22 protein-coding genes, 2 tRNA genes and 1 pseudogene are annotated in these 25,590 nt (G+C 47.8%); 18 read left to right on the top strand and 7 right to left on the bottom strand.

The window, feature by feature from the left end; genetic code table 11:
• Window positions 1–8: 8 nt before the first annotated feature.
• Window positions 9–85, top strand: a tRNA-Asp gene (locus tag JY391_RS17255).
• A gap of 64 nt (window positions 86–149) precedes the next feature.
• Here the strand turns inward: JY391_RS17255 and JY391_RS17250 are convergent.
• Both JY391_RS17250 and fadE read right to left on the bottom strand, forming a co-directional pair.
• Window positions 150–920, bottom strand: coding sequence for an amidohydrolase (locus JY391_RS17250; protein ID WP_211934729.1), 771 nt, complete (start codon window positions 918–920; stop codon window positions 150–152).
• A 109-nt stretch (window positions 921–1,029) separates the two neighbouring features.
• Window positions 1,030–3,474, bottom strand: coding sequence for an acyl-CoA dehydrogenase FadE (gene fadE, locus JY391_RS17245; RefSeq protein ID WP_211934728.1), 2,445 nt, complete (start codon window positions 3,472–3,474; stop codon window positions 1,030–1,032).
• Window positions 3,475–3,713: 239 nt separating this feature from the next.
• On the opposite strand from fadE, the gene lpcA reads away from it, so the two are divergent.
• Together lpcA and JY391_RS17235 are read left to right on the top strand one after the other, a co-directional pair.
• Entirely contained in the window at window positions 3,714–4,292 is a 579-nt protein-coding gene (lpcA, locus tag JY391_RS17240) for a D-sedoheptulose 7-phosphate isomerase (protein WP_028017728.1), read from the top strand.
• A 48-nt stretch (window positions 4,293–4,340) separates the two neighbouring features.
• Window positions 4,341–5,108 carry a class II glutamine amidotransferase gene (locus tag JY391_RS17235; RefSeq protein ID WP_181821925.1) on the top strand — a complete coding sequence of 256 codons (768 nt, stop codon included), beginning with the start codon at window positions 4,341–4,343 and terminating at the stop codon, window positions 5,106–5,108.
• Here the strand turns inward: JY391_RS17235 and dpaA are convergent.
• Window positions 5,079–5,819, bottom strand: coding sequence for a peptidoglycan meso-diaminopimelic acid protein amidase (gene dpaA / locus JY391_RS17230; protein WP_042286159.1), 741 nt, complete (start codon window positions 5,817–5,819; stop codon window positions 5,079–5,081). The two genes, JY391_RS17235 and dpaA, sit on opposite strands and share 30 nt — an antisense overlap.
• A gap of 262 nt (window positions 5,820–6,081) precedes the next feature.
• Between dpaA and dinB the strand changes: the two genes are divergently transcribed.
• Window positions 6,082–7,137, top strand: a complete 1,056-nt coding sequence (gene dinB, locus JY391_RS17225) for a DNA polymerase IV (RefSeq protein ID WP_211934727.1) — start codon at window positions 6,082–6,084, stop codon at window positions 7,135–7,137.
• Between the two features lie 41 nt (window positions 7,138–7,178).
• Here the strand turns inward: dinB and pepD are convergent, their stop codons facing one another.
• Window positions 7,179–8,636 carry a cytosol nonspecific dipeptidase gene (gene pepD / locus JY391_RS17220; protein ID WP_205612913.1) on the bottom strand — a complete coding sequence of 486 codons (1,458 nt, stop codon included), beginning with the start codon at window positions 8,634–8,636 and terminating at the stop codon, window positions 7,179–7,181.
• A 260-nt stretch (window positions 8,637–8,896) separates the two neighbouring features.
• Here pepD and gpt point away from each other — a divergent pair, with 260 nt between their 5' ends.
• From gpt to crl, 3 genes are all read left to right on the top strand, one after another.
• Window positions 8,897–9,355: a xanthine phosphoribosyltransferase gene (gene gpt, locus JY391_RS17215; RefSeq protein ID WP_003863205.1), complete on the top strand. Its 459-nt coding sequence runs from the start codon at window positions 8,897–8,899 to the stop codon at window positions 9,353–9,355.
• A 99-nt stretch (window positions 9,356–9,454) separates the two neighbouring features.
• A complete protein-coding gene (frsA, locus tag JY391_RS17210; RefSeq protein WP_042286154.1) occupies window positions 9,455–10,699 on the top strand; it encodes an esterase FrsA in 1,245 nt (414 codons plus the stop codon).
• Window positions 10,700–10,756: 57 nt separating this feature from the next.
• Window positions 10,757–11,158 (top strand): sigma factor-binding protein Crl, encoded by a 402-nt coding sequence (gene crl, locus JY391_RS17205; RefSeq protein ID WP_042286152.1) that lies wholly within the window; start codon window positions 10,757–10,759, stop codon window positions 11,156–11,158.
• Between the two features lie 45 nt (window positions 11,159–11,203).
• On the opposite strand, the gene phoE is transcribed toward crl, so the two are convergent.
• Complete coding sequence (phoE, locus tag JY391_RS17200) at window positions 11,204–12,256, bottom strand: phosphoporin PhoE (protein WP_211934726.1); 1,053 nt, start codon at window positions 12,254–12,256, stop codon at window positions 11,204–11,206.
• Between the two features lie 288 nt (window positions 12,257–12,544).
• On the opposite strand from phoE, the gene proB reads away from it, so the two are divergent.
• The 8 genes and pseudogenes from proB to JY391_RS17160 all read left to right on the top strand — a co-directional run bounded on the left by proB (window position 12,545) and on the right by JY391_RS17160 (window position 21,088).
• Window positions 12,545–13,648: a glutamate 5-kinase gene (proB, locus tag JY391_RS17195; protein WP_211934725.1), complete on the top strand. Its 1,104-nt coding sequence runs from the start codon at window positions 12,545–12,547 to the stop codon at window positions 13,646–13,648.
• A gap of 11 nt (window positions 13,649–13,659) precedes the next feature.
• A complete protein-coding gene (gene proA / locus JY391_RS17190) occupies window positions 13,660–14,913 on the top strand; it encodes a glutamate-5-semialdehyde dehydrogenase (protein WP_211934724.1) in 1,254 nt (417 codons plus the stop codon).
• A 113-nt stretch (window positions 14,914–15,026) separates the two neighbouring features.
• Window positions 15,027–15,102 (top strand) — tRNA-Thr (locus JY391_RS17185).
• Window positions 15,103–15,264: 162 nt separating this feature from the next.
• Window positions 15,265–16,452 (top strand): annotated as a pseudogene (locus JY391_RS17180) (tyrosine-type recombinase/integrase).
• A 169-nt stretch (window positions 16,453–16,621) separates the two neighbouring features.
• A complete protein-coding gene (gene drt3a / locus JY391_RS17175) occupies window positions 16,622–17,905 on the top strand; it encodes an antiviral reverse transcriptase Drt3a (protein WP_211934723.1) in 1,284 nt (427 codons plus the stop codon).
• Complete coding sequence (drt3b, locus tag JY391_RS17170) at window positions 17,902–19,863, top strand: antiviral reverse transcriptase Drt3b (protein WP_211934722.1); 1,962 nt, start codon at window positions 17,902–17,904, stop codon at window positions 19,861–19,863. The genes drt3a and drt3b overlap by 4 nt, the downstream gene beginning before the upstream one ends.
• A 431-nt stretch (window positions 19,864–20,294) precedes the next feature.
• A complete protein-coding gene (locus JY391_RS17165; protein ID WP_211934721.1) occupies window positions 20,295–20,717 on the top strand; it encodes a hypothetical protein in 423 nt (140 codons plus the stop codon).
• A gap of 167 nt (window positions 20,718–20,884) precedes the next feature.
• Complete coding sequence (locus tag JY391_RS17160) at window positions 20,885–21,088, top strand: helix-turn-helix transcriptional regulator (RefSeq protein WP_211934720.1); 204 nt, start codon at window positions 20,885–20,887, stop codon at window positions 21,086–21,088.
• Window positions 21,089–21,214: 126 nt separating this feature from the next.
• Here the strand turns inward: JY391_RS17160 and JY391_RS17155 are convergent, their stop codons facing one another.
• A complete protein-coding gene (locus JY391_RS17155; RefSeq protein WP_038434560.1) occupies window positions 21,215–21,658 on the bottom strand; it encodes a hypothetical protein in 444 nt (147 codons plus the stop codon).
• A 57-nt stretch (window positions 21,659–21,715) separates the two neighbouring features.
• Complete coding sequence (locus tag JY391_RS23820; protein ID WP_229264069.1) at window positions 21,716–21,895, bottom strand: YlcI/YnfO family protein; 180 nt, start codon at window positions 21,893–21,895, stop codon at window positions 21,716–21,718.
• 129 nt (window positions 21,896–22,024) lie between these two features.
• On the opposite strand from JY391_RS23820, the gene JY391_RS17150 reads away from it, so the two are divergent.
• From JY391_RS17150 to JY391_RS17140, 3 genes are read left to right on the top strand one after another with little or no spacing between them, the layout of a single operon-like run.
• Entirely contained in the window at window positions 22,025–22,213 is a 189-nt protein-coding gene (locus JY391_RS17150; protein WP_211934719.1) for a host cell division inhibitor Icd-like protein, read from the top strand.
• Window positions 22,206–22,922, top strand: coding sequence for a hypothetical protein (locus JY391_RS17145; RefSeq protein WP_229264068.1), 717 nt, complete (start codon window positions 22,206–22,208; stop codon window positions 22,920–22,922). The genes JY391_RS17150 and JY391_RS17145 overlap by 8 nt, the downstream gene beginning before the upstream one ends.
• A 3-nt stretch (window positions 22,923–22,925) precedes the next feature.
• The gene (locus tag JY391_RS17140; protein ID WP_229264067.1) at window positions 22,926–25,268 is read left to right on the top strand and encodes a YecA/YgfB family protein; all 2,343 of its coding nucleotides are present in this window, start codon (window positions 22,926–22,928) and stop codon (window positions 25,266–25,268) included.
• Window positions 25,269–25,590: the final 322 nt, after the last annotated feature.

The raw sequence follows: 25,590 nt of genomic DNA, 5'->3' as shown, positions 1-25,590 counted from the left end.
CACAACGCGGAGCGGTAGTTCAGTTGGTTAGAATACCTGCCTGTCACGCAGGGGGTCGCGGGTTCGAGTCCCGTCCGTTCCGCCACTATTCAGAAAGCCTGAATCAGCAATGATTCAGGCTTTCGTCGTTTTTGCATGGCTTCAACATCTCACCCTAACGTAAACCCGTCAGCGTCCTGCCAGGCGGGAAACTTTTCCCGATATTCCTTCAGTGCGCTCAGCGACAGGTCTGCGTCGATCCGTGTCGCCTGGTGGGCGTCCGCGGTCGCAATGATTTCGCCCTGAGGATTGATTACCCGACTGTCGCCTCGGTAGTGATGTCCATTGCCGTCGGTGCCGACGCGATTACATCCCGCCACGTAAGCCTGGTTTTCGATAGCGCGCGCCGCCAGCAGCGTCTGCCAGTGCAGCGAACGGGGAGCGGGCCAGTTGGCGACGTACAGCGCCAGATCGTAGTCGTTTCGGTTACGCGACCACACCGGAAAGCGCAGGTCATAGCAAATCAGCGGTAGGATCCGCCAGCCGCGCCAGTCGACCACTTTTCGGGTGTCACCCGGCTGATAATATTTATGCTCGTCCGCCATGCGAAACAAATGACGCTTATCGTAAAAGTGTACCGTTCCTTCGGGCTCAACCAGCAAAAAGCGGTTTACCGCTCCTGTCTCGCCTGGCAGGGCTACGCTACCGGCAATCATCGCATTTGTTTGTCGCGCCTTGCCTCGCATCCAGTCAATCACGTCTTCATGAGAAAGCGCGCTGCTGGCGGCCTCCATGGCAAAGCCTGTGGTGAACATCTCCGGCAAAACGATCAGATCGCGTCCGCTCATAAGCTCAAGCTGCAGGTCAAAATGACGTAAATTAGCGGGACCATCCATCCACACCAGCGATTGTTGCAACAGCGTAATTTTCAGGCCAGGCATGGTCGATACTCCTTTTTGAACAGCATCCAAACACTGTAGCACGAGGTTTCAGGAAACGGGGGCAATAAAAAGCCCTGCCGAAGCAGGGCTAAACGATGAGGCGAAAGCGTTATGCCGCTTCGACTTTACGCGTCTTCTCCGGCAGCTTTACCGGCTGTGTCGCCAGCGCATCGGCGTCGAAATCATCCACGTTGATGCTGCGCAGACGGCTCTCTTCGGCTCTGACCAGAATGGCGGCTTCATCTTTGTCGATCAAGCCTTTCGCCAGCGCGTTCTGCGCCAGTTCGTCCAGACGGGTAAACGGCAGGTTTTTGCCAATCTCTTTACAGATCCGCTGGTGGATTGGTTCGGCGGCAATGATGTCACGCAATGCTGCTTCCAGCAGGCCTACCGGATTATGCTCACTCGGGGTCAGGTACTGGCCGCGGCCAATACGGTCGCGCGTCGCGTTCGGCACCTGGAGGATTTTCGCCACTTTATGATCCAGCTTATCCGATGGCGCCAGATAGTGACGACCGGTCGGGAAGATCACCACGTTCAGCAGACCGGCAACCAGACGATTCGGGAAGTTTTGCAACAGATCGTCAATGGCCTGCTCTGCCTGATACAACGCATCCTGAACCCCCCAGTGAACCAGCGGCAGGTCAGCCTCATGACGGCCTTCATCGTCATACCGCTTCAGCACCGCCGAGGCCAGGTATAGCTGGCTCAATACATCCCCCAGACGCGCGGAGATACGCTCGCGACGCTTCAGGCTACCGCCCAGCACCGCCATAGAAACATCGGACAGCAGCGCCAGGTTTGCGCTCAGACGGTTAAGATGCTGGTAGTAACGTTTGGTTGCGTCGCTGGTTGGCGAGGCGCTGGTAAGGCCGCGCGTCAGACCCAGCCAGAAACTGCGAACTTTATTACTGCCGACGTGACCGATATGTTTAAACAACAGCTTATCGAATGCGTTAACGTCGTTGCTCTGCGCGGCGGCCATTTCCTCCAGTACATACGGATGGCAGCGTATCGCGCCCTGCCCAAAGATCATCATGCTGCGGGTCAGGATATTCGCGCCTTCAACGGTAATCGCGATTGGCGCGCCCTGATAGGCGCGGGCAAGGAAGTTGCCTTCACCCAGCATAATGCCTTTACCGCCAGTAATATCCATCGCGTCGATGATTGACTGCTGACCGCGATGCGTACAGTGGTACTTCACAATGGCCGACAGGACAGCCGGTTTCTCACCGAGCATAATGCCATAAGTAATCAGCGACGCCGCTGCGTCCATCACGTAGGCGTTACCGGCAATGCGCGCTAACGGTTCTTCAATACCCTCCATCTTACCGATAGAGATTTTAAACTGTCGACGGATATGGGCATAAGCGCCGGTCGCCATGGCGACGGACTTCAGGCCCCCCGTCGAGTTTGACGGCAGAGTAATCCCACGGCCGACCGAGAGGCATTCGACCAGCATACGCCAACCCTGACCGGCCATTTTCGGCCCGCCAATGATGTAATCGATCGGCACAAAGACATCTTTGCCGCGCGTTGGACCGTTCTGGAACGGCACGTTCAGCGGGAAGTGGCGGCGACCAATTTCTACGCCAGGCGTCGAGGTGGGGATCAACGCGCAGGTAATGCCGAGCTCTTCTTCACCACCCAGCAGTTTTTCCGGGTCAGACAGCTTAAACGCCAGCCCCAGTACGGTGGCGATCGGCGCGAGCGTGATGTAACGCTTGTTCCAGGTCAGGCGCATCCCCAGCACCTGCTGACCCTGCCATTCACCCATACAGACGATACCGGTGTCCGGAATGGCTCCCGCATCGGAACCCGCTTCCGGGCTGGTCAGCGCAAAGCAGGGAATTTCCTGACCGCGGGCCAGGCGAGGCAGATAGTGGTCTTTCTGCTCCTGGGTACCGTAATGTTGCAGCAGTTCCCCGGGGCCTAATGAGTTGGGTACGCCAACGGTAATCGCCAGAATCCCGGAAACGCCGGACAGTTTTTGCAACACGCGCGACTGGGCGTAGGCAGAAAATTCCAGACCGCCGTACTCTTTTTTGATGATCATCGCGAAGAAGCGATGTTCTTTCAGGAAGGCCCATAATTCGGGCGGCAGATCCGCCAGCTCATGCGTGATCTGGAAATCGTTCGCCATGCGGCACGCTTCTTCTACCGGACCGTCAATAAACGCTTGTTCTTCTGCGGTCAGGCGCGGCTGCGGGTAATTGTGCAGTTTTTTCCAGTCCGGTTTCCCCTGGAACAGATCGCCTTCCCACCAGGTGGTCCCGGCATCGATGGCTTCTTTTTCGGTGCGCGACATTGGCGGCATGACCTTACGGAAGCCGCGGAACACCGGCGCGGAAATCATCGACTTGCGCATTGGCGTCACGTTAAACGGCACCAGAATAATGGCCAGAGGCACCAACAGCCAGATGTTCCACAGTCCGGCCACACCGAGTGCTGCCGTCCATACGAGCAGGATCAGGCTGCTAAGGAATAAGCTCACGCGGTGATAAAACAGCGCGCCGAGCAAAACAATCGTAGCGAGAATACTCAAAATCATCATAACGAAAAGCTCCCTTGCTTGTAGGAGGTCTGACCACTTGTGATGATTAGGTTGTAGTGGATGTAAATTCTTTTAGCAATGTGTTTACAAAATAATTACAACGAAGCTCACATTGTTGCCGTTTGTCGCGGCACGAAAAATCAAAAGGACGGGGGATGAGCGAGGCTTGTGCTTCTCGCTTCCGGTGCTATCCGGTACACTGCATTCTGTCATTTACATTCATGCTGAAGGATATCCTCATGTACCAGGATCTTATTCGTAACGAACTGAACGAAGCGGCGGAAACGCTGGCTAACTTTTTAAAAGATGACGCCAACATTCACGCCATTCAGCGCGCGGCGGTCCTGCTGGCAGACAGTTTTAAAGCGGGTGGTAAGGTGCTTTCCTGCGGCAACGGCGGCTCCCACTGCGACGCTATGCACTTTGCGGAAGAACTGACCGGCCGTTACCGTGAAAACCGTCCGGGCTATCCGGCGATTGCCATTTCTGACGTCAGCCACATTTCCTGCGTCAGCAACGATTTTGGCTACGACTACGTCTTTTCTCGTTACGTCGAAGCCGTGGGGCGCGAAGGCGATGTACTGTTAGGGATCTCCACGTCCGGCAATTCCGGCAACGTGATCAAAGCCATCGCCGCAGCGCGCGAAAAGGGCATGAAAGTGATCACCCTGACTGGCAAAGACGGCGGCAAAATGGCGGGAACGGCCGATATCGAAATTCGCGTGCCGCATTTTGGCTACGCCGATCGTATTCAGGAAATCCACATTAAAGTGATCCATATCCTGATCCAACTGATCGAAAAAGAGATGGTTAAGTAAGGCTTCGCTGGGGGGCAAACTGGTCCCCCGCTGTTGTGGAGGTGATATATGTGCGAACTGCTCGGGATGAGCGCCAATGTGCCCACCGACATTTGCTTTAGTTTTACCGGGCTGGTACAGCGTGGCGGCGGCACCGGACCGCATAAAGACGGCTGGGGTATCACCTTTTATGAAGGCAAAGGCTGTCGCACATTTAAAGATCCCCAGCCCAGCTTTAACTCACCCATCGCCAGACTGGTACAGGAGTATCCGATAAAATCCTGCTCGGTGATAGCCCATATTCGTCAGGCGAATCGCGGCGAAGTGGCGCTGGAGAACACCCATCCCTTTACCCGCGAGCTGTGGGGGCGTAACTGGACGTATGCCCATAACGGGCAGCTTAGCGGTTATAAATCTCTCGAAACCGGCAACTTCCGTCCGGTTGGCGAAACAGACAGTGAAAAGGCGTTTTGCTGGATGCTGCATAAGCTCACCCTGCGTTACCCACGCACGCCGGGCAACATGGCCTCGGTGTTTAAATATATCGCGACGCTGGCGGGGGTGCTGCGGGAAAAAGGCGTGTTCAATATGCTGCTGTCAGACGGACGCTATGTGATGGCGTTCTGCTCAACGAATCTGTACTGGATCACGCGCCGGGCGCCGTTTGGCGTCGCTACGCTGCTGGATCAGGATGTGGAAATTGACTTCAGCTCGCAGACCACACCTAACGATGTGGTCTCGGTGATCGCCACTCAACCGCTGACGGGCAATGAAACCTGGCAAAAGATCATGCCAGGCGAGTGGGCGTTATTTTGTCTCGGGGAGCGTATAGTTTGACGCCAGCTGCGGGTGAACCACCTCGTGGCTCAACGGCTTGCTGACCACATAGCGGCCATCGACAACGGAAACGGTCGGTGGCTTGCGGGTCTGCTCAAAGTAGTCGTAGCCTGGCTTTAACTGCGCCCAGAACGACTTGTAATAAGAGTACTTGTGACGCTGCATATTGGCGTCGGTCATGCGGAACGGGTAGATGCTGACCTGAACGCTCGGCTGGCCAAACACCAGCGCGCCGGTGACGAACTGGAAAATCTCGTCAATCCCGCTGTCGGTCATGGCGTAGCAGCCAACGGACACGCAGGCGCCGTGAATCATCAGATACTTGCCCTCATAACCGTGTGCGCGGTCATAGGCGTTAGGAAAGCCAATGTTAATGGCTTTATAGAAACGGCTGTCCGGTTTGAGCTGGCTACGCTGAACGCTGTAAAAACCTTCCGGGCTTTTGAAATCTCCCTGGCGCTGTTTAGGGCCTAAACCGCCGGAGTAATTACAAATCTTATAGCTGTCGAGCAACTGGTACTGTTCGCCCATCTTAACGTAGAGATCAAGCGTGCGCTCTTCTTTAAAGATCTGAATATAGACAGGCGAACCCATCAACTGCTGCTTATACTCTTTGCTGATCGGCGTCGTGGAGCTATTGCTACTCAGCAAACCGGCGAACGACACGCACGGGATCAAAAGCATCGCAATAAACAATGCGATTTTACGCATACTGCTTGTTCCTTGATAAAACGGTTACACATGCCAGAACGGCAAATATCAGTACCCAAAATCGGACGAATCTGGATTTTAAGCGCTCACATTAGCACCACGGCAGTTTTTCGCAAGCCCCGCGTGTTGTGTTTACACTTTACGCTAAAACGAATTAAGACATTTCTTTAATTGCATCTCTTTTGACACCACATTATGGGTTCTTCATTGACTTCTCATTCCCTAAATATACTGTATACTTAAACAGTGTGTGGGAGGGGCGATGCGTAAAATCATACATGTTGATATGGACTGTTTTTTCGCCGCGGTTGAAATGCGCGACAACCCCGCGCTGCGCGATATTCCCATCGCCATTGGCGGCAGCCGGGAGCGGCGTGGCGTGATCAGCTCCGCCAATTACCCGGCGCGAAAGTTTGGCGTGCGCAGCGCGATGCCCACGGGAATGGCGTTAAAGTTATGCCCGCACCTCACCTTATTACCCGGTCGTTTCGATGCGTATAAAGAAGCGTCAGAACATATCCGCGAAATTTTCTCCCGCTACACCTCGCGCATTGAACCCCTCTCGCTGGACGAGGCCTATCTTGACGTCACCGACAGCACCCATTGTCATGGTTCCGCGACGCTTATCGCTCAGGAAATTCGCCAGACCATTTTTAACGAACTGCGGTTGACCGCTTCTGCGGGCGTCGCACCGGTAAAATTTCTGGCAAAAATCGCTTCTGATCTGAATAAACCAAACGGGCAGTACGTGATCACGCCAGTAGACGTTCCGGCATTTCTCGAAACGCTGCCGCTGGAAAAAATCCCCGGCGTGGGAAAAGTCTCTGCGGCAAAACTGGAAAGTATGGGACTGCGTACCTGCGGCGATATTCAGCATTTTGACCTGGCGACGCTGTTAAAACGCTTTGGCAAATTCGGACGCATTATCTGGGAGCGCAGTCAGGGAATTGACGAGCGGGACGTCAACAGCGAACGCCTGCGAAAATCCGTGGGTGTCGAACGGACGATGGCGGAAGATATTCATCACTGGTCGGAATGCGAGGCGATCATCGAGCGCTTATACCCCGAGCTTGAACGCCGTCTGGCAAAGGTCAAACCGGATTTATTAATCGCCCGTCAGGGGGTGAAATTAAAATTTAATGATTTTCAGCAAACCACCCAGGAACACGTCTGGCCGCGGTTGAACAAAGACGATTTACTTTCTACCGCGCGTAAAACCTGGGACGAAAGACGGGGAGGGCGAGGCGTTCGCCTGGTGGGATTACACGTTACGCTGCTTGATCCGCAGCTGGAGCGGCAGTTACTGCTGGGGTTATAGACGACCGGATGGCGTAGCGCCATCCGGTATGGATTACCGACTTATTTTGCCGGGATCGCTTTCAGCAGTTCCGTCAGCAGCGTCCAGTAATGACCCACGCTTTCGATATGAACCTGCTCATCCGGCGAGTGCGGACCGGTAATGGTTGGCCCGATGGAAACCATGTCCATGTCCGGGTACGGTTTTTTGAACAGACCGCATTCCAGACCTGCGTGGATGATCTGAATGTTCGGCGTCTTGTTGAACAGACGCTGATAGGTTTCCCGCACCAGGTGCATCACCGGCGAGTTAGCATCCGGTTGCCAGCCCGGGTAGCCGCCTTTCGCTTCGGTTTTCGCGCCTGCCAGCTTGCCGAGAGAATCCAGCATACTCACCACGTAGTCTTTACCGCTGTCGATCAGCGAACGGATCAGGCAGTGAATTTCTACGTTGTCGTCAGTCATGGTGACCACGCCCACGTTTAACGACGTTTCCACCACGCCTTTGGCGACGTCAGAATTGCGGATCACGCCGTTCGGGGTCGCGTTCAGCAGACGAATAAAGCTGTCGCGAGACTGCGCGGTCAGCGCCGCTTTCTCGTTGGTCGTCGTCTCCAGCAGAACCACGAGATTTTTCTCTTTCTCTGCCAGTTCGTTTTTCAGGATAGCCTGGTAAGTATTGACCCGCGCTTTCAGCGTCTCGACCTTGTCAGCCGCAACCGCAACGGTGGCAAACGCTTCGCGCGGAATCGCGTTACGTAGGGTGCCGCCATTAAAGTCGACCAGACGCAGATCCAGCTCTTGCGCATGACCGGCGAGGAAGCGTACCAGCAGCTTGTTGGCGTTACCGAGGCCCACGTGGATTTCGCCGCCGGAGTGGCCGCCCTTCAACCCTTTCAGGGTCAGCTTAACGCACTGGAAGCCTGCCGGAACGGCTTCGCGCTCAAGCTTCAGGTTAGAGGTAAAATCAATCCCCCCTGCGCAGCCCATGTAGATCTCACCCTCTTCTTCAGAGTCGGTATTGATCAGAATGTCCGCCTGCAGCCAGTTGGCCTGCAGACCAAACGCGCCGTCCATTCCGGCTTCTTCGGTCATGGTCAGCAGCACTTCCAGCGGTCCGTGGACTACGCTGTCATCGGCTAAAACCGCCAGCGCAGAGGCCATACCAATGCCGTTGTCTGCCCCCAGAGTGGTGCCGCGCGCTTTTACCCACTCGCCGTCGATATAGGGCTGAATAGGATCTTTGGTGAAATCGTGTACGGTGTCGTTATTTTTCTGCGGCACCATGTCGAGGTGCGCCTGCAGCACGACCGGCTTGCGGTTTTCCATGCCTGCGGTCGCGGGCTTGCGAATCAGGATATTACCGACCTGGTCGCGCTCTACGTGGAAACCTTTCTCTTTCGCCCAGCCAACAATGTGCTCAGCGAGCTGTTCTTCATGATAGGACGGATGCGGAATGGAGCAGATTTTGGCAAAAATATCCCACAGCGGTTGTGGTGATAACTGAGACAGTTCAGACACGTTGAGTCTCCTCATCGGTGTACGGCAAACAGGCTTGTCGCACACAGGGTTAGCAGGTTAATCATTACCACAAGTCAGGCTTGCGCAATGCGGTTGAGAATACCACTTTCTTTGTCGGCGGGTAGTATAAAGCACGTAAAAAGAGGGGCGGATACCGCGAAACACTGGTTTTTGCTGCGTCAGATCTCTATAATCTCGCGCAACCTATTTCCCCCTCGAACACTTTTTAAGCCGTAGATAAACAGGCTGGGACACTTCACATGAGCGAAAAATACGTCGTCACCTGGGACATGTTGCAGATTCACGCACGCAAACTGGCAGCTCGCCTGATGCCTTCAGAACAGTGGAAAGGCATTATTGCCGTTAGCCGTGGTGGTCTGGTACCGGGCGCATTACTGGCGCGTGAATTGGGTATTCGTCATGTCGATACCGTTTGCATTTCCAGCTACGATCACGACAACCAGCGCGAACTGAAAGTGCTCAAGCGCGCGGAAGGCGACGGTGAAGGCTTTATCGTCATCGACGATCTGGTCGATACCGGTGGAACCGCGGTGGCTATCCGCGAAATGTATCCGAAAGCCCACTTCGTCACGATCTTTGCCAAACCGGCAGGCCGTCCGCTGGTGGACGACTATGTTATTGATATCCCGCAGGATACCTGGATTGAGCAGCCATGGGATATGGGCGTGGTCTTCGTTCCGCCGATTTCTGGTCGCTAATCTCCGCACGTTTCAACGCCTGGCAATGCCGGGCGTTGTTCTCTTTACGCCATGACAGGTTACAATAAGCCTCAGTAAGTATTTAAGGAGGCTGCACGCATGTCACAGGCTAACCTCAGTGAAACCCTGTTCAAACCCCGCTTTAAACATCCTGAAACGTCGACCCTGGTTCGTCGGTTCAATGCCGGTACGCAGTCGCCGGTGCAATCCACGCTGGACGGTAAAAACGTTCCCCACTGGTACCGTATGATTAACCGCCTGATGTGGATCTGGCGCGGCGTGGACCCGTGGGAAATCCTCGACGTGCAGGCGCGCATCGTCATGAGCGAAGCCGAGCGCACCGACGCTGAACTGTACGATACGGTGGTTGGCTACCGCGGCGGCAACTGGATTTATGAATGGTCGAAACAGGCGATGGACTGGCAGCAGAAGGCTTGTCAGGAGCAGGACGCTGAACGCAGCGGTCGCCACTGGCTGCATGCGTCCACGCTGTATAATATTGCCGCCTACCCACATCTGAAAGGCGACGAGCTGGCTGAGCAGGCGCAGGCGTTGGCTAACCGGGCTTATGAAGAGGCGGCGCAGCGGTTGCCCGGTACGCTGCGTGAAATGGAGTTCGCTATTCCCGGCGGTTCGCCCGTGACCGGCTTTTTACATATGCCGAAAGGCGACGGGCCGTTCCCGACCGTACTGATGTGCGGCGGCCTCGACGCCATGCAAACTGATTATTACACCTTGTATGAGCGTTACTTCGCCCCGCGCGGCATCGCCATGCTGACGCTGGATATGCCGTCGGTAGGGTTCTCGTCGAAGTGGAAACTCACTCAGGATTCCAGCCTGTTGCATCAGCATGTGCTGAAAGCGTTGCCTAACATACCGTGGGTGGACCACACCCGCGTGGCGGCGTTTGGTTTCCGCTTTGGCGCGAACGTGGCGGTGCGCCTCGCTTATCTTGAGTCGCCGCGTCTGAAAGCGGTAGCCTGCCTCGGCCCGGTTGTACACGCGTTGCTTAGCGACGTGCAACGCCAGCGCGCCGTACCGGAAATGTATCTTGACGTGCTGGCGAGCCGGCTGGGGATGCACGACGCCTCCGACGACGCGCTGTGCGTTGAGCTTAATCGCTACTCGCTGAAGGTGCAGGGACTGCTCGGCAGACGCTGCCCGACGCCCATGCTGTCGGGCTTCTGGAAGAACGATCCGTTCAGTCCGGAGGAAGAGTCGCGTTTAATCACCTCTTCATCCGCCGATGGTAAACTTTTAGAGATACCGTTTAACCCGGTGTATCGCAATTTTGACAAAGCGCTCCAGGAAATCACGCACTGGATTGAAAAGAGATTGTGTTAATAATTTGCTAAATTCTACTGTTTTGGTAAAACAGTTGCTTCATAACAGGAGATCGCAATGACGTTACCGAGTGGACACCCGAAGAGCAGGTTGATTAAGAAGTTTACCGCGCTAGGTCCTTACATCCGTGAAGGCAAGTGCGAAGATAATCGATTCTTTTTCGATTGCCTGGCAGTTTGCGTCAACGTGAAGCCTGCGCCTGAGCTGCGCGAATTCTGGGGCTGGTGGATGGAACTGGAAGCACAGGAAAATCGCTTCACTTACAGTTACCAGTTTGGTCTGTTTGACAAAGCGGGGGACTGGAAGGCGGTTCCGATTAAGGATACCGAAGTGGTTGAGCGACTGGAATATACCCTGCGAGAATTTCACGAGAAGCTGCGTGAGTTATTGAACTCACTACAGCTTTCGCTGGAACCTGCTGACGATTTCGCCGATGAACCGGTGAAGTTAAGCGCATAAAGCGAAAAATGCCGGATGCGCGAAACGCCATCCGGCAATGTATCATCAGAACTGATAAGTCATACCCAGCGCAACGATGTCATCGCTGCTCACGCCCAGTTTATTGTCGTCATCGATCTGGTTGATTTTGTAATCAACAAAGGCGGACATGTTTTTATTGAAATAGTACGTCATGCCGACATCGATATATTTCACGATATCTTCATCACCAACGCCTTCAATATCTTTGCCTTTGGACTGCACGTAGCCCAGAGACGGACGCAGACCAAAGTCGAACTGATATTGCGCAACGGCTTCGAAGTTCTGCGCTTTATTGGCAAAACCGCCGGAGATTGGCGCCATGTTGCGGGTTTCAGAATAGATAGTGGCCAGGTAAATATCGTTACCATCATATTTCAGACCAGTCGCCCAGCCTTCTGCATTTTGCCCCTGGCCGCGCGCCTGCTGATTCTGCTCATCGGTACGGTCAGAGTTGGCGTATGCGCCGATAATCGCGAAGTCGCTGCCGCCGAAGTCATAGCTCAGTGAAGTGCCGAAGCCGTCACCGTTCTGTTTCTTCACGTCGCGATTTTCGTTTTTGCCCTGATATTGCAGGGTCATATTCAGGCCGTCGATCATCCCGAAGAAGTCGGTGTTGCGGTAAGTGGCCAGGCCGCTGGCGCGCTTGGTCATGAAGTTATCGGTTTGCGCCAGGCCGTCACCGCCGAATTCCGGGAACATGTCGGTCCAGGCGGCGACGTCATACAGCGCGCCGAGGTTACGACCGTAGTCAAACGAGCCATACTCACCAAATTTAAGACCGGCAAATGCCAGACGCGTCTTCTGACCGCTCTCACTTTCGGTTTTATTGCCAGCGAATTCAGCTTCCCAGCGACCGTAACCGGTCAACTGATCGTTGATCTGCGTTTCGCCTTTAAAGCCAAAACGGATATAGGTCTGGTCGCCGTCTTTTGCATTATCATCGCTGAAATAGTGCATCGCTTTCACTTTGCCATACACATCCAGTTTATTACCGTTCTTGTTATACACTTCTGCTGCCTGCACGGATGCCGATGCAACAATTCCCATCACCACTAATGCCAGAGTGCTCTTTTTCATTTTCAGTCCTGATTTATCTAACGCGCAACTATTCATTGGGAGTGTCCCCGTGAAAAAAACAGGATGGTTTTTATCGTTCTGCAATGAAAGTTTTATGACAAAGTCAGAATAATTTTAAAAAAGAGGTTTTATTTATCACGGTAATAAAACCGTCAAACTTTGCCGCTACGCTTGCTGATCCTGCGCAACAAAATTTCATGCTTTGTGCGCTGCTTGTTGGCAACCGGGGCCAGTCCTGCTAAAACGTTCGTTTGATATCATTTTCCCTATTTTGAACGGCAGAGAATCATGAGTGACAGCCAGACGCTGGTGGTAAAACTCGGCACCAGTGTGCTAACGGGCGGATCGCGCCGCCTGAACCGTGCCCACATCGTAGAACTTGTTCGTCAGTGCGCGCAGCTGCACGCCGCAGGACATCGTATTGTTATCGTTACCTCTGGCGCGATTGCCGCCGGGCGTGAACATCTGGGCTACCCGGAACTGCCCGCCACCATCGCCACCAAGCAACTGTTGGCCGCGGTAGGGCAGAGTCGACTGATTCAACTGTGGGAACAGCTGTTTTCGATTTACGGTATTCACGTCGGACAGATGCTGCTGACCCGCGCGGATATGGAAGACCGTGAACGCTTCCTTAACGCCCGCGACACGCTACGCGCGCTGCTTGATAACAATATCGTTCCGGTGATCAACGAGAACGACGCGGTGGCGACCGCTGAAATCAAAGTGGGCGATAACGACAATCTTTCGGCGCTGGCGGCTATCCTGGCGGGCGCGGATAAACTGTTGCTGCTGACCGACCAGCAGGGGCTGTTCACCGCAGACCCGCGCACTGATCCGCAGGCAGAACTGATCAAAGACGTTTATGGTATTGATGACGCGCTGCGCGCGATTGCCGGCGACAGCGTTTCTGGTCTGGGAACGGGCGGCATGAGCACCAAACTGCAGGCCGCCGACGTCGCCTGCCGCGCCGGTATCGACACTATTATCGCCGCAGGCAGCAAGCCGGGCGTGATTGGTGACGTAATGGAAGGTCTCTCCGTGGGTACCCGTTTTCACGCCCAGGCCTCGCCGCTGGAAAACCGCAAGCGCTGGATCTTCGGCGCGCCGCCTGCCGGGGAAATTAGCGTCGATGAAGGGGCGACCGCCGCCATTCTGGAGCGCGGCAGCTCATTGCTGCCAAAAGGCATTAAAAGCGTGACAGGCAATTTCTCGCGTGGTGAAGTGATCCGCATCCGTAATCTGGAAGGGCGCGACATCGCCCACGGCGTAAGCCGCTACAACAGCGACGCGCTGCGCCGCATTGCCGGACACCACTCACAGCAGATTGATGCGATTCTGGGCTACGAATACGGCCCGGTCGCCGTTCATCGTGATGATATGATTACCCGCTAAGGAGCAGACAGATGCTGGAACACATGGGCAAAGCGGCAAAAGCCGCGTCGTACCAACTGGCGCTGCTCTCCAGCCGTGAAAAAAATCGCGTGCTGGAAAAAATCGCCGATGAGCTGGAAGCGCAAAGGGAAATCATCCTCAGCGCCAACGCCGAGGATGTAGCGAGAGCGCGTGACAACGGCCTGAGCGAAGCGATGCTCGATCGTCTGGCGCTCACCCCTGCGCGTCTGAAGGCGATTGCCGACGATGTGCGTAAGGTATGCCATCTGGCCGATCCGGTCGGGGAAGTGATGGATGGCAGGCTGCTGGACAGCGGACTGCGTCTGGAGCGTCGCCGGGTTCCGTTGGGGGTGATTGGCGTGATTTATGAAGCGCGGCCTAACGTCACCGTGGACGTCGCCTCGCTGTGTCTGAAAACCGGCAACGCCGCCATTCTACGCGGCGGTAAAGAGACGTATCGGACCAACGCGGTAACCGTAGGCGTTATCCAGCAAGCGCTTAACGCCTGCGGTTTACCGGAAGCCGCTGTTCAGGCGATTGACAGCCCTGACCGCGCGCTGGTGAACGAGATGCTACGGATGGACAAATACATCGATATGCTGATCCCACGCGGCGGCGCCGGGCTGCACAAGCTGTGCCGCGAGCAGTCGACTATCCCGGTCATCACCGGCGGGATCGGCGTGTGTCATATTTTTGTTGATGACAGCGCCGACATTAAACCGGCGCTGAATATCATCGTCAACGCCAAGACCCAGCGTCCAAGCACCTGTAATACCGTGGAAACCCTGCTGGTGCATCAGGGCATTGCCGAACGTTTCCTGCCCGCGCTGAGTCAGCAGATGGCTGAAAGCGGCGTAACGCTGCATGCGGATGCTAACGCGCTTGCGCCGTTGAGCGCGGGTCCGGCACACGTTGTAGTAGTGAAAGCGGAAGAGTACGACGATGAGTTCCTGTCGCTGGATCTGAACGTAAAAATTGTTGCCGATCTTGATGATGCTATCGCGCATATCCGCGAACACGGAACCCAACATTCAGACGCTATCCTGACGCGTACGATTCACAACGCAAACCGCTTTGTGAATGAAGTGGATTCTTCCGCTGTTTACGTCAACGCCTCCACGCGCTTTACCGATGGCGGTCAGTTCGGCCTGGGCGCGGAAGTGGCGGTAAGCACGCAGAAACTTCACGCCCGCGGCCCGATGGGGCTCGAGGCGCTGACCACATACAAGTGGATCGGCATCGGCGACGATACGATTCGTGCGTAAAACCAACCGGATGATGCAAAAATAGGCATTTGAATCGCAAGGCCATTGACGCATCGCCCGGTTAGTTTTAACCTTCTACCCCGTGTTCACGCTCGTGGACACGTCCTTTCAGGGCCGATATAGCTCAGTTGGTAGAGCAGCGCATTCGTAATGCGAAGGTCGTAGGTTCGACTCCTATTATCGGCACCATCTCAACTTCCCTAAACGTCCGTATTAGTCTATAACCTATCTGATTTATAACGTTTTTTATTCTTTTAAGTCCATAGTAGTCCGTAACCATCCAGTAGAATCCGGTACTGAATGTGTATAGGATTGTGTATATGTTCCTGTTCGGTCCGGATTCCTATACACATGCCTTTAAACGATATGCAGATTCGCCGCGCTAAGCCTGAAGCTAAGGCCTATACACTTGGAGATGGGCAAGGGCTTTCATTGCTTATAGAACCTAATGGAAGCTAGAGCTGGCGGTTCCGCTATCGCTATGCTGGCAAACCCAAGATGATCTCGCTTGGCATTTACCCAACGATCACCCTTGCCGATGCTCGTTCCCGTCGTGATGAAGCTCGAAAACTTGTGGCAGAAGGAAAGAACCCTAGTGAGGTTCGAAAAGAGCAAAAGCTGGCTCTGCAAACAGACTCAGAGAACGCCTTCGAAAAGATAGCCAGAGAGTGGCATCAACTTAAATCTGCTAAATGGTCGGCAGGATATGCATCAGACATCATGGAAGCGTTTAAGAACGATATTTTTCCTTATGTTGGAACAAGGCCTGTGGGAGAGATTAAACCGCTAGAGCTGCTGAACGTACTGCGTAAAATTGAGAAACGTGGTGCGTTGGAGAAAATGCGGAAAGTGCGGCAGCGTTGCTCCGAAGTATTTCGCTACGCAATTGCAACGGGCCGGGCGGAGTACAATCCTGCTGCTGATCTCTCAAGCGCTCTCGAAGTGCATCAATCAAATCATTTCCCGTTCCTAAAAGCTGATGAGATACCTGATTTCCTGAGCGCCTTAGAGGGTTACACTGGAAGTAAGCTTGTCCAGATAGCCACGAAATTACTAATGATTACGGGCGTGAGGACCATCGAATTACGTGCGGCCTTGTGGTCAGAATTTGATCTAGATAACGCTATATGGGAAATTCCTGCTGAAAGGATGAAAATGCGCAGGCCGCATCTTGTGCCATTGTCGACCCAAGCGTTAGATTTACTACATGAACTCAAGCTCATGACAGGGAGCTATCGTTATGTTTTTCCGGGGCGGAATGATCCGAACAAACCTATGAGTGAAGCTAGTATAAATCAGCTCATTAAACGCATTGGATATGGCGGTAAAGTTACTGGGCATGGTTTTAGGCATACCTTCTCAACGATTCTCCATGAGCAAGGTTATGATAGTTCGTGGATAGAAATGCAACTGGCACATGTGGATAAAAATAGTATTCGTGGTACATATAACCATGCTCAGTATTTGGAAAAGAGAAGATATATGCTTGAAGTTTATAGTAATCTGTTATTGGTTGGTAAAGTGCAGGATAGCATTTAATTAACTTAATATTTTATCTGCTCAAATGTATTTTACGTATCAAAATTTAACCACAAGTCATTTTGGATTTGCCGTTCTAGGTGATGCGTTATGCAAGATAAAAGGTGTACAATAAATAGGTTTGACTTAACACATTGATTTCTAATTGAAAAAAAATAAGAGAGAAAAAATGGAGCAACTTTCTTACACATATAGTAATCTTCTGGAATGCATCACTTATAGTGACCTCATGGAGAATAAGAACTTAATTGAGTACTCCGCTAGAGTCACAGCTTCTAGAAGTGCGCAAATAAAAGCAGAGGAAAAATTGTTTCTGGATGAGGGAATTAAAGAAATAAACATTTCGGGTAAAAAAGGTATTAAATTTAAAAATATTGAAGATAAGTTAATAGCAAGATTATTGGTGCGAAATATAAAAAAAAGTTACAAACTCTCACGAGTCAACAGGCATGATATTATAAAAAACCTAATTTTAAATTTAAAAGATGGTAGTCCTTATAATATAGCTAGACTAGATATAAAATCATTTTACGATAGTATCGATTTTAAGGTTCTACTTGATAAGATCGTATCTGATGGTAAAATATCAAGGTACGACATATGTCTCTTATATAAGTTTAAAAAATCTCTAGATGATAAAAATATATCAGGTCTACCTAGAGGCGTAAGTTTAAGTGCTACTTTGGCTGAGCTTTGTCTACATGAAATAGATTCTTTTTTTTTGAAAGAGAAGGATGTTTTTTATTACTCTAGATTTGTTGATGATATATTGATTATTCATCATGGAGGAAAAATAACAAAACAATTCATTCTTGATTATTTCTCAAGCCATCTGCCAGGTGATCTGACATTACATGAAAAAGAGAAGTTGGCTTTTTTGAATATTGCAGGGGCGAAATGGAGGGGCAGCGATGAAAAGGACCACTTTGACAAGCCAGATGAAATGGACTTTTTAGGGTACAATTTCAAAATATACAATGTATATAACGAAAATGATCATGTTTTTATGAGCCCAAACAGAAGGGTGCATGTTGATTTATCCCTAAAGAAAATTCAAAAAATTAAAGCTAGAATTATTAAATCATTTATTGCGTATTTTAATGGGAGTAAAAGGTCGAATGACTTTGCATTACTTAATGACAGAATTAAATTTATTACCGGTAATTATCCTATCAAAGATCCAGTTTCTGGCATAAAAATAAATTCTGGTATTTTTTATAATTATCAATATAAAAATATTGGTCTCAATTGTTCTCTAGAGGTGTTGGATAATTTTTTGCGCAGCATTTTGTTTGACGTAAATAACTCGTTCTCAGAAAGAATATCAAACAATCTTACTCTTCAACAAAAGAGAATAATAGCTAAATTAAACTTCAGAAGTGGATTCTACAAGATTAGGTTTCATACCTTTAGCTATTCTAGATTAAAAGAGATAAAGGAGTGCTGGAAATGAATAGAACTGCTAAAGCTGTAAAAAGGAAGGATTATCTTCGTGTTCTTTTGACTGAAACTTCTCCATATGAAGTTCCTGCTATTTTTTCAAATTTAGGATTTTATAATAATATAACGCAGTATAAAAGATCTACAGAGACAGATGGTGTTCTTTCGTTTCTTTTTGAAAAAAATATTAATGAAGACTATACCATTCCTTTAACATATAAAATAAAAAAAGATATTGATTCCTCACGTATATTATCATTAATCCATCCAAGAAGTCAGTTAGCTATTGTTGATTTTTATGAACACTTCTCGAGTATGATACTATCGTTATGTCAGAAAAGTGACTTCAGCCTTCGCTCTCCATCAAGAATATCATCTAAATATTTTATTAAAAATAGTGAAATGGATGGATTAGAGTTTTCACGAGGTGAAATACAATCAGAACAGGATGATAAAAAGTATAAACATCTAGCTTCATATTTTTCTTATAATCGATATACAAGACTATACAAGTTTTTTAATTCTATGGAATTTATAAATCTAGAAAAAAAATTTGATGTTTTTTGTAGTGTGGATGTAGCAAAATGTTTTGATAGTATTTATACGCATAGTATTACATGGGCAGTTAAAAATAAAGAATTTTCCAAGCAAAATAAACATGTCAAAAATTCATTCGGAACTGTTTTTGATCGACTAATGCAATCAATTAATTATAATGAAACTGCTGGAATCATAATCGGTCCTGAGGTTAGCAGGATTTTTTCTGAAGTATTGTTTCAAGATATAGACAGAGAAATTGAAAATTTACTCGGCGAGTTAGATTATCTTAATGGTAGACACTATACGATCAGGAGGTATGTTGATGATATATTTATTTTCACGCTTAATGAAACCATTCTAAATGATGTTCGGTTTGTCGTTGAAGATACTCTTAAAAAATATAAGCTTACAGTAAATAAACAAAAGACATCTATTACGCAGCGCCCTTTTTCAACAGCGAAATCAGGGACTATAAATCATTTAAATGAAATTCTTACTTCATTGACAAGCAAATTTATCGATCCAGAAAATCCAGAAAAAGTGAAGAAAATCTATAGCAAGAAAAATACAGTGATATCATATCTAAACAAGATAAAATCAATGTTTGTTCTTGAGCGAGAAAACTATAACTTAGCTTCTGGCTACACTATTTCTTCTTTGGCTAATATTGCTATAGATTTGGATAGGAAATGTAAAGCTAATAGCGAGTTTATGAAAAACAATGAACGTCAAATCATTGATTTCTTTTGTGTGGCTATAGAGATAATTTTCCACTTATTTTTCATTTCACCTAATCATAATTCGTCCGTTAAAATATGCATTTTTATCGATATAATATGTAAAAATGTGAGTGGAATGAATTCTGGGGACGCAGGCATTCTTAAGGGACATGTTTTTAATTTGATTCATAGTTATTTTGAGCGGTGTGTTGAGGTGGAGAAAAATAGTAAAATTAAAAAGATACCTCTAGAGAATCTGAATTTATTAATTGCTTTAAAATTACTTGGTGAAGATTATAAACTAACTCGAGATTTCTTGGGTAAAATCTATGATATAGAGAATCGTACTGATTTTAGTTATTTTGAGGTAATAACTCTGTTTTATTACATGGATAGAGATTCTCACTATAATAGTTTAAGGGAAAAGATGTTTAAGTATGTTAAGATTATGTTGGAGAATGTAACAGATATTAAGATTGATTCATTCAAGTTTTACTTGTTTCTTGATGTTATTAATTGCCCATTTATTGAAGAACGAAAGAGGAAAAAATTAACGTCCGAAGTTGTGAAGTTACAGCTTAATAGACCACCATCTGCTGATGAGATTGATAGCGGATGGAATGCTCTTACTCAAGGCTATTGGTTCGTTCAATGGGATAACTTTGATCTACGCTTATTTTTAGAGAAAAAAGAATTGCTTAGTGCTTATTAATGTTGTAGATTTTTTTTTGCCACGGCGAATGGCTTTACGGTCTCTGACCGGCGGCAGGGATTCCATATACTGCCTCATTCGACTACACGAGTTCACTCGTGTACGATTATGGCGGAAGTTCGCACACACTACACTATTCGTCGTGGCATATTTTACAACAACGTCCAAATCTAAGACAGCAATGAAGCTGGTTGCATCCCAATTATGAAATCTTAGGTACACGCCTCCTTACACACTCTCTACCACCGCCACATAGCCTATCTGTATCTATCTGCCAACCACTGGTATCACAGTTAAAAATTTGATATCTGACTAGGAGGTGGCATATGTGTAAGTATCCCGCATAATCGTGCCATTCACATTTAGATGAGTTGAAAGCTAAATTCCCTCCTGAGATCTACAACATTGTGTCCAGTTACTTGAGGATAATTTTGAGTGCTGTTAATGCAGAAGAACTACATCCCAAAAGAACATGGTCTAGCTCACCTGGCGGAGATATCACTGGCGCTGATTTTTATTCCAATGATATTTGGCCTTGGGCTGTTAAAGAAATAACAGCTACAGATAGTTGGTTTGGAAGTGATCAAGATAACTCTTGTGAAGAGCGCCAGCCTTTACCAAAAGGATGGGGCGAGTTCGCTGGAAAAAATACAGCGTTAAAACTGATCGCTGGAATGGCTATTGCGCTTGAAAAATCAGGTGGTAAATATGTTCGCGGTAAAAATTTGAACAAATCCGAAGTCGCTAGGAGTGTTTCAAGAAGCATATTGGAGCATGGCGATGGCATCGATGTGACTGATAAAGCGTTGACTATGCTAATTAATGAAGCTCTGAACTCATACGCTTCCAAATAGCTCATAAGTATTTCCAAAAAGACGATCTACGGGTTCTAAAACTTCTGGCCGTACTTCAATTTCAGTGGTAGAGCTGCCTCCAACTGATTTACCGTGACTTCCACAACTACCCGCATGTTTTTGCTGAAATATACCTCGTAGACCACATTAGACTTCGAGAGGTATATATGTCCCAATCCCTTATCCGCTTACCTGAAGTTCAGCGCAGAACCGACTATAGCAAGGCTTGGATCTATCGACTCATGGCTGAGAAAAGATTCCCTTCTTCCATTAAGATTGGTGCTCGTGCTATTGCCTTTATCGAAAGTGAAATTGATGATTGGATAAATTCTTGTATTGATGCCTCCCGAAATGGAGGAGAGAATGCTTAATTTTCCCAATCTCGAGAAAGTCATATCTTCATTTTACTTAGCAAAGAAACTTGGATTTATAGGTATGAAGGAAGCGAGTATAAATCTCGCTTCCTTCAATATGACATTGAACGGAAAACTCAATTATTATCTCATGCCGAGAATAGTTTGCATCCATACTGCAAAGGGTTGGATGATTGTAATATATCCACCATACGCCCAAACAAAAGTACCAAAAATCGCAAGACCTACACCAAGAATCTCAGATTTAAGTTCTTCACGAACATCAATCCTAGCTTGTTTTAGGTTTGCTTCGACAATTTTATTGTATTCTTCCTCTGTGAGTGGTGGTCCCGTAACACCACTTCTGGAAGAGACTTCTGCCTCTTGGTTAGACAACTTCTTGAGCGTTGTATATTTTATTGTATACAAAAGCCCAAAGACAGAAATGATAGCCCCAGAGCTAGCAAATAGGTTCATATCATTTAAAGCTTGCCCAAACGCAAAACTAAGGATACAAAAAACTACCAATAAAAAAAGTGAGGTTTTTGCACCTAAAGTTTTTAGTAATAACTCTCTAAATCTTTTCATGTTTTTTAAAGTTCCATCTCAACGGATTTTACAGGGCAGTATTGATTTCAAAATATTCTACTGTTTTGGTTCGATACCACGTTGTTGTAGTTCCTTACGGATAATTCTTTTCAGCCATGCAGCTAAAGACTCATCTCCGTCTTGCTGTTGCGCTTGTTCCATCATGTCTCGTAACTCTGGATCGAGCCGAAACTGGAACGGAGGATTACCACGTCTTTGGTTTTTGTGTGTTGACACGTCAATTACACCCGATGTAATGTGTTTATGTGTAATGACACATTACACACAGGAAGTAAAAAAAACAACGCCCCGAGGTGCGGTAACACTTTCAGGGCGTCTAACCAAAACGTTAGTTGAGGTAACATTATGGCTTGCACTAAGTCTACCCAAACACGCCCTGAATTTACATGGCGTTTTCTCACCCTGGGTGAATTCACAAATCAGATCGACAATGTTACTGCTTCCACCGAGCGCGAAGCACGCGAAAAAACGCCTGCAGGATGTGTCTGTATTCTGGCATGTCGTTTTCGCGTTGAGGAGGTGCAGCATGTTTAACCTCCAGACCCTGACAGCAAAAGCCCGCGCGCTGCGCGGTAACGTGGTAAAAGCCACTACCACGAAAGGCATCCGCACCATGACCCCCGTTTATGAGCGGGAAGAGCAGCGCAAACTGCGCGAACGCATACAGCAGACCCAGCCGGACTGGGTTTTACTCTGGTGGGATATTGCGACCGTTACCGGCTGGCGTACCAGCGACGTGTGCAACTTCCGTTACTCCTGCATCAACTGGGAAACCGGCATTGCGACAATCATCGTAGCGAAGCAGACCAAAGCAGCGGAAGCCAGAGCGACCCGGAAGGGGATCGAGATTGTTCGTCAGCAGCGCAAGGACTCTGCACGGTTGGCCTCTGACCATATAGCCTACATGAAATGGGATAGCGTGAGCTGCGACGAACTGGCCGCCGGCATGACGGAAGAAGAACAGGCGATTGTGTTTGAGCTGGTGGCAAAGGCTGAAGTGAAGCACGACACCAAACAGCTGCCGCCGGGTATCATCAAACGGCTGCGTGAACGCATGGAACGCAATCTTATCGGTGACGACCTGGTATTTTCCCGCAGTCAGATTGAAAGTAACCGTTGCATCAAAGAGATAGTTACATTAGTAAATGGATTGAAATTTGAGTTATTTAGATCTCGCTCAGTATTGTTCAAGCCTGAATATAGTAAAATTCTTTTCAACTTATACTTCAATTTAAGAGAATGAATCATGATGTCTACGAGAAGAATAAAAAAAATTACGGACTCGGCTGATGATATTTTAAAAAAAATGGAATCGACAGCTTCTAATATCCGCTCTATTATTGTAAGCATGCCTCCTGAAGACCTTATTGGGTATATATATTGCCAGTATATGATGAATTCAATCAGGGAAGTGGGTGATACTATTTCGAAGGGTCGTGATGCAATTTCAAAAGACATTCTCAATGATTTTCAATTCATACTTGAATATGTGCATGCAGTTCTCGCATCAGATATCGCACCTAATGAATTAAAATTTGATGAAGTGAAATGTAATGAGCTTTTTAGGCTTTGTAGTGAATTGCGTCAGCAGGCTATGGTATATGCAATTTCATCCTCAGTTAAAGCTAAAGAAGGGCTGTTCGGACCAGACACAGCCGATATTGAGTTTCATGCAAAATCAGTATGGGTAATGCTTAGAGGGAACCGTTATTTAGTTTTAGAGGAAGAGTTTTATCGATATGTGCTTTCACCTCATGATGATGTTTTGAAAGAAATTTACGGGATAAGCGGAGCTGAAATAGCAGCAGGTTTTCAAGATATCGCTAATACAATTCGAACAGGTCATTCAAATGCTATTGAAAAAATAAAAGAACAACTAATAGAAGTGCAGATAGTTGCTACACAGCAAGAAAAACCTGTAGAAGAGGTTATGAGATCGTGGGTTGAGGAAAATAGTGAACAAGTAGAACTAGCTAATCAGGCTGCAAGTGATATATTTAGAGGCGGCATTGCAAATTTAAGTAAGCATACTAACTTACCCAAGAAAATATTAGCAGATTTAGCCTATGAACGTGGGGAGGAAAGTGATTTCTTTGCTGCGGGTGATTTTTCAGGGACTCCTTATAGAACTCTCCCAGCAAGGAAAAAACCCTTGTTGAAACTTGATTCAGGATATTATGCTGTCGATCCCTGTTTTATACGTGACTCAGGTTATCGATCATTGCTCCATAATCTATTGCAGCGGAAGCCTGAATATGCGAAAGAATTCAAGAATCGTCAAAAAATAATGAGTGAGGGGGCTTTTTATGACATATTGAAGCCACAGTTCTCCGAAGCAAAAGTATTCAATGAAATTTATTATAAAGATCCTGAAAACAACCAATGGTCTGAAAACGACACACTGATATTAATGGATGACGTATTGTTCCTTGTAGAAGCCAAAGCTGGTGCGGCGGCAACAATTGCTTCACCTGCTACAGATTTTAAACGTCACGCCCAATCAGTACAGGATTTGGTAATCAAAGCCTACAAACAATGTGAACGCTTCTTTAATTACCTTGTATCCGAAGAGGAGGTTTCTCTTTATCAATTAGTAGATGGAAAATATAAAGAATGTGGAAGAATAAAATATACAGACTATCGACTATTGATACCAATTGGATTGACAGTTGAATCGTTCTCACCTTTTTCATCTTTCTGTAAGCAATTACCACAAATTAAACCTCTTCTGGGTCAGTATGGATTTATTTCAATGTCTATTGATGACTTATTTGTTTTGAAAAGATTCCTTCCTTCTACAGGAGCATTTGTACATTATATGGAGGTACGACAAGCCTTTGCAAATGTTACAAAAGCTTTTCTTTACGATGAATTCGATCATCTTGGTGCTTATATCACAAAAAATCGTTATGATTTTGATAGTATTGAGCAACTTAAAAAAGATAATAATAGTATGCTTCTCTGGAACGGTATGAGTGATATCGTTGATAGCAGCTTTGAAGGTGAGGACTGGAAAATAAAGCCATTACCAGTCCAAGACTTCCCAAATGAAGTCCTAACTCTATTGGAAGCGCTAGAAAATACTCGTTCTCCGGGATGGCTATCAGTTGATAGTCAAATTAGAAACTATGATGCACATACTCGATCAAAGCTTGGGATTATGCTAAGGGAGCTCTGGACTGGTTTAGAAAAAAATCCAGGGTATTATTTGTCTATTTTAGACGAAGAAAGCACATTGTTTGTTTGGATACAAAATGCTGAATGTCAAATCGATTGGAAAAACATACATGAAAAAGCAAGCGCTGTAGCTATTTATATTAAACAGCCTATAAAAGCATGTGTGATGGTAGAAATTGAACCTGAAGGAAAATATTCTAGAGCAGTTACGTTTGAACTTACGGTACCACTAGAGAAAACAGATGCAAATGCATATATATATGAAGAGGTTGAGAGATTAAAGGAATACAATGGTTCTAACCCAAATATTCATATGGCCTTAACGAAAATGAAGAGCTTAAATAAAGTAGGACGGAACGAGGCCTGTCCATGTGGTAGCGGAAAAAAATATAAAAGGTGCCACGGCCAATAATTTTTACTAATAGTACTTAGAGAGGCTATGCATTGGCCTCTCTGGGTTCAAAAGCTATGGTAAAGACTACATTTTATGTTAGATGACACTGGATGCTTTAACATTGTTATTTCCGTTTTTCTATTATAGAGAAAACCATTTGGGGGTAATTTGGGGGTACCATAGTAAATGAAATGAATTAAACTCTATTATATTCAATTGATTAGTGAGCTTTGATTTGTTCCTATTATCTTTCAAATACTTACCTTGCGTGCAAGTAAGCTACGTTCTCCCCTCGTGACGTATTTGTATATTTTCGGCTAATAATCGCGGTCGATTTTGC

The organism is Citrobacter sedlakii, assembly GCF_018128425.1.
Taxonomy (GTDB): Bacteria; Pseudomonadota; Gammaproteobacteria; order Enterobacterales; family Enterobacteriaceae; genus Citrobacter_A; species Citrobacter_A sedlakii.
The sequence above is the reverse complement of the archived record's forward strand: the minus strand, read 5'-3'. Positions and strand labels throughout refer to the sequence as shown.

Excerpts from the sequence above, each read along its gene's own strand:
- JY391_RS17250 (WP_211934729.1), bottom strand. The coding sequence starts at position 920 with ATGCCTGGCCTGAAAATTACGCTGTTGCAACAATCGCTGGTGTGGATG.
- fadE (WP_211934728.1), bottom strand. The coding sequence starts at position 3,474 with ATGATGATTTTGAGTATTCTCGCTACGATTGTTTTGCTCGGCGCGCTG.
- lpcA (WP_028017728.1), top strand. The coding sequence starts at position 3,714 with ATGTACCAGGATCTTATTCGTAACGAACTGAACGAAGCGGCGGAAACG.
- JY391_RS17235 (WP_181821925.1), top strand. The coding sequence starts at position 4,341 with ATGTGCGAACTGCTCGGGATGAGCGCCAATGTGCCCACCGACATTTGC.
- dpaA (WP_042286159.1), bottom strand. The coding sequence starts at position 5,819 with ATGCGTAAAATCGCATTGTTTATTGCGATGCTTTTGATCCCGTGCGTG.
- dinB (WP_211934727.1), top strand. The coding sequence starts at position 6,082 with ATGCGTAAAATCATACATGTTGATATGGACTGTTTTTTCGCCGCGGTT.
- gpt (WP_003863205.1), top strand. The coding sequence starts at position 8,897 with ATGAGCGAAAAATACGTCGTCACCTGGGACATGTTGCAGATTCACGCA.
- frsA (WP_042286154.1), top strand. The coding sequence starts at position 9,455 with ATGTCACAGGCTAACCTCAGTGAAACCCTGTTCAAACCCCGCTTTAAA.
- crl (WP_042286152.1), top strand. The coding sequence starts at position 10,757 with ATGACGTTACCGAGTGGACACCCGAAGAGCAGGTTGATTAAGAAGTTT.
- phoE (WP_211934726.1), bottom strand. The coding sequence starts at position 12,256 with ATGAAAAAGAGCACTCTGGCATTAGTGGTGATGGGAATTGTTGCATCG.
- proB (WP_211934725.1), top strand. The coding sequence starts at position 12,545 with ATGAGTGACAGCCAGACGCTGGTGGTAAAACTCGGCACCAGTGTGCTA.
- proA (WP_211934724.1), top strand. The coding sequence starts at position 13,660 with ATGCTGGAACACATGGGCAAAGCGGCAAAAGCCGCGTCGTACCAACTG.
- drt3a (WP_211934723.1), top strand. The coding sequence starts at position 16,622 with ATGGAGCAACTTTCTTACACATATAGTAATCTTCTGGAATGCATCACT.
- drt3b (WP_211934722.1), top strand. The coding sequence starts at position 17,902 with ATGAATAGAACTGCTAAAGCTGTAAAAAGGAAGGATTATCTTCGTGTT.
- JY391_RS17160 (WP_211934720.1), top strand. The coding sequence starts at position 20,885 with ATGTCCCAATCCCTTATCCGCTTACCTGAAGTTCAGCGCAGAACCGAC.
- JY391_RS17155 (WP_038434560.1), bottom strand. The coding sequence starts at position 21,658 with ATGAAAAGATTTAGAGAGTTATTACTAAAAACTTTAGGTGCAAAAACC.
- JY391_RS17150 (WP_211934719.1), top strand. The coding sequence starts at position 22,025 with ATGGCTTGCACTAAGTCTACCCAAACACGCCCTGAATTTACATGGCGT.
- JY391_RS17145 (WP_229264068.1), top strand. The coding sequence starts at position 22,206 with ATGTTTAACCTCCAGACCCTGACAGCAAAAGCCCGCGCGCTGCGCGGT.
- JY391_RS17140 (WP_229264067.1), top strand. The coding sequence starts at position 22,926 with ATGATGTCTACGAGAAGAATAAAAAAAATTACGGACTCGGCTGATGAT.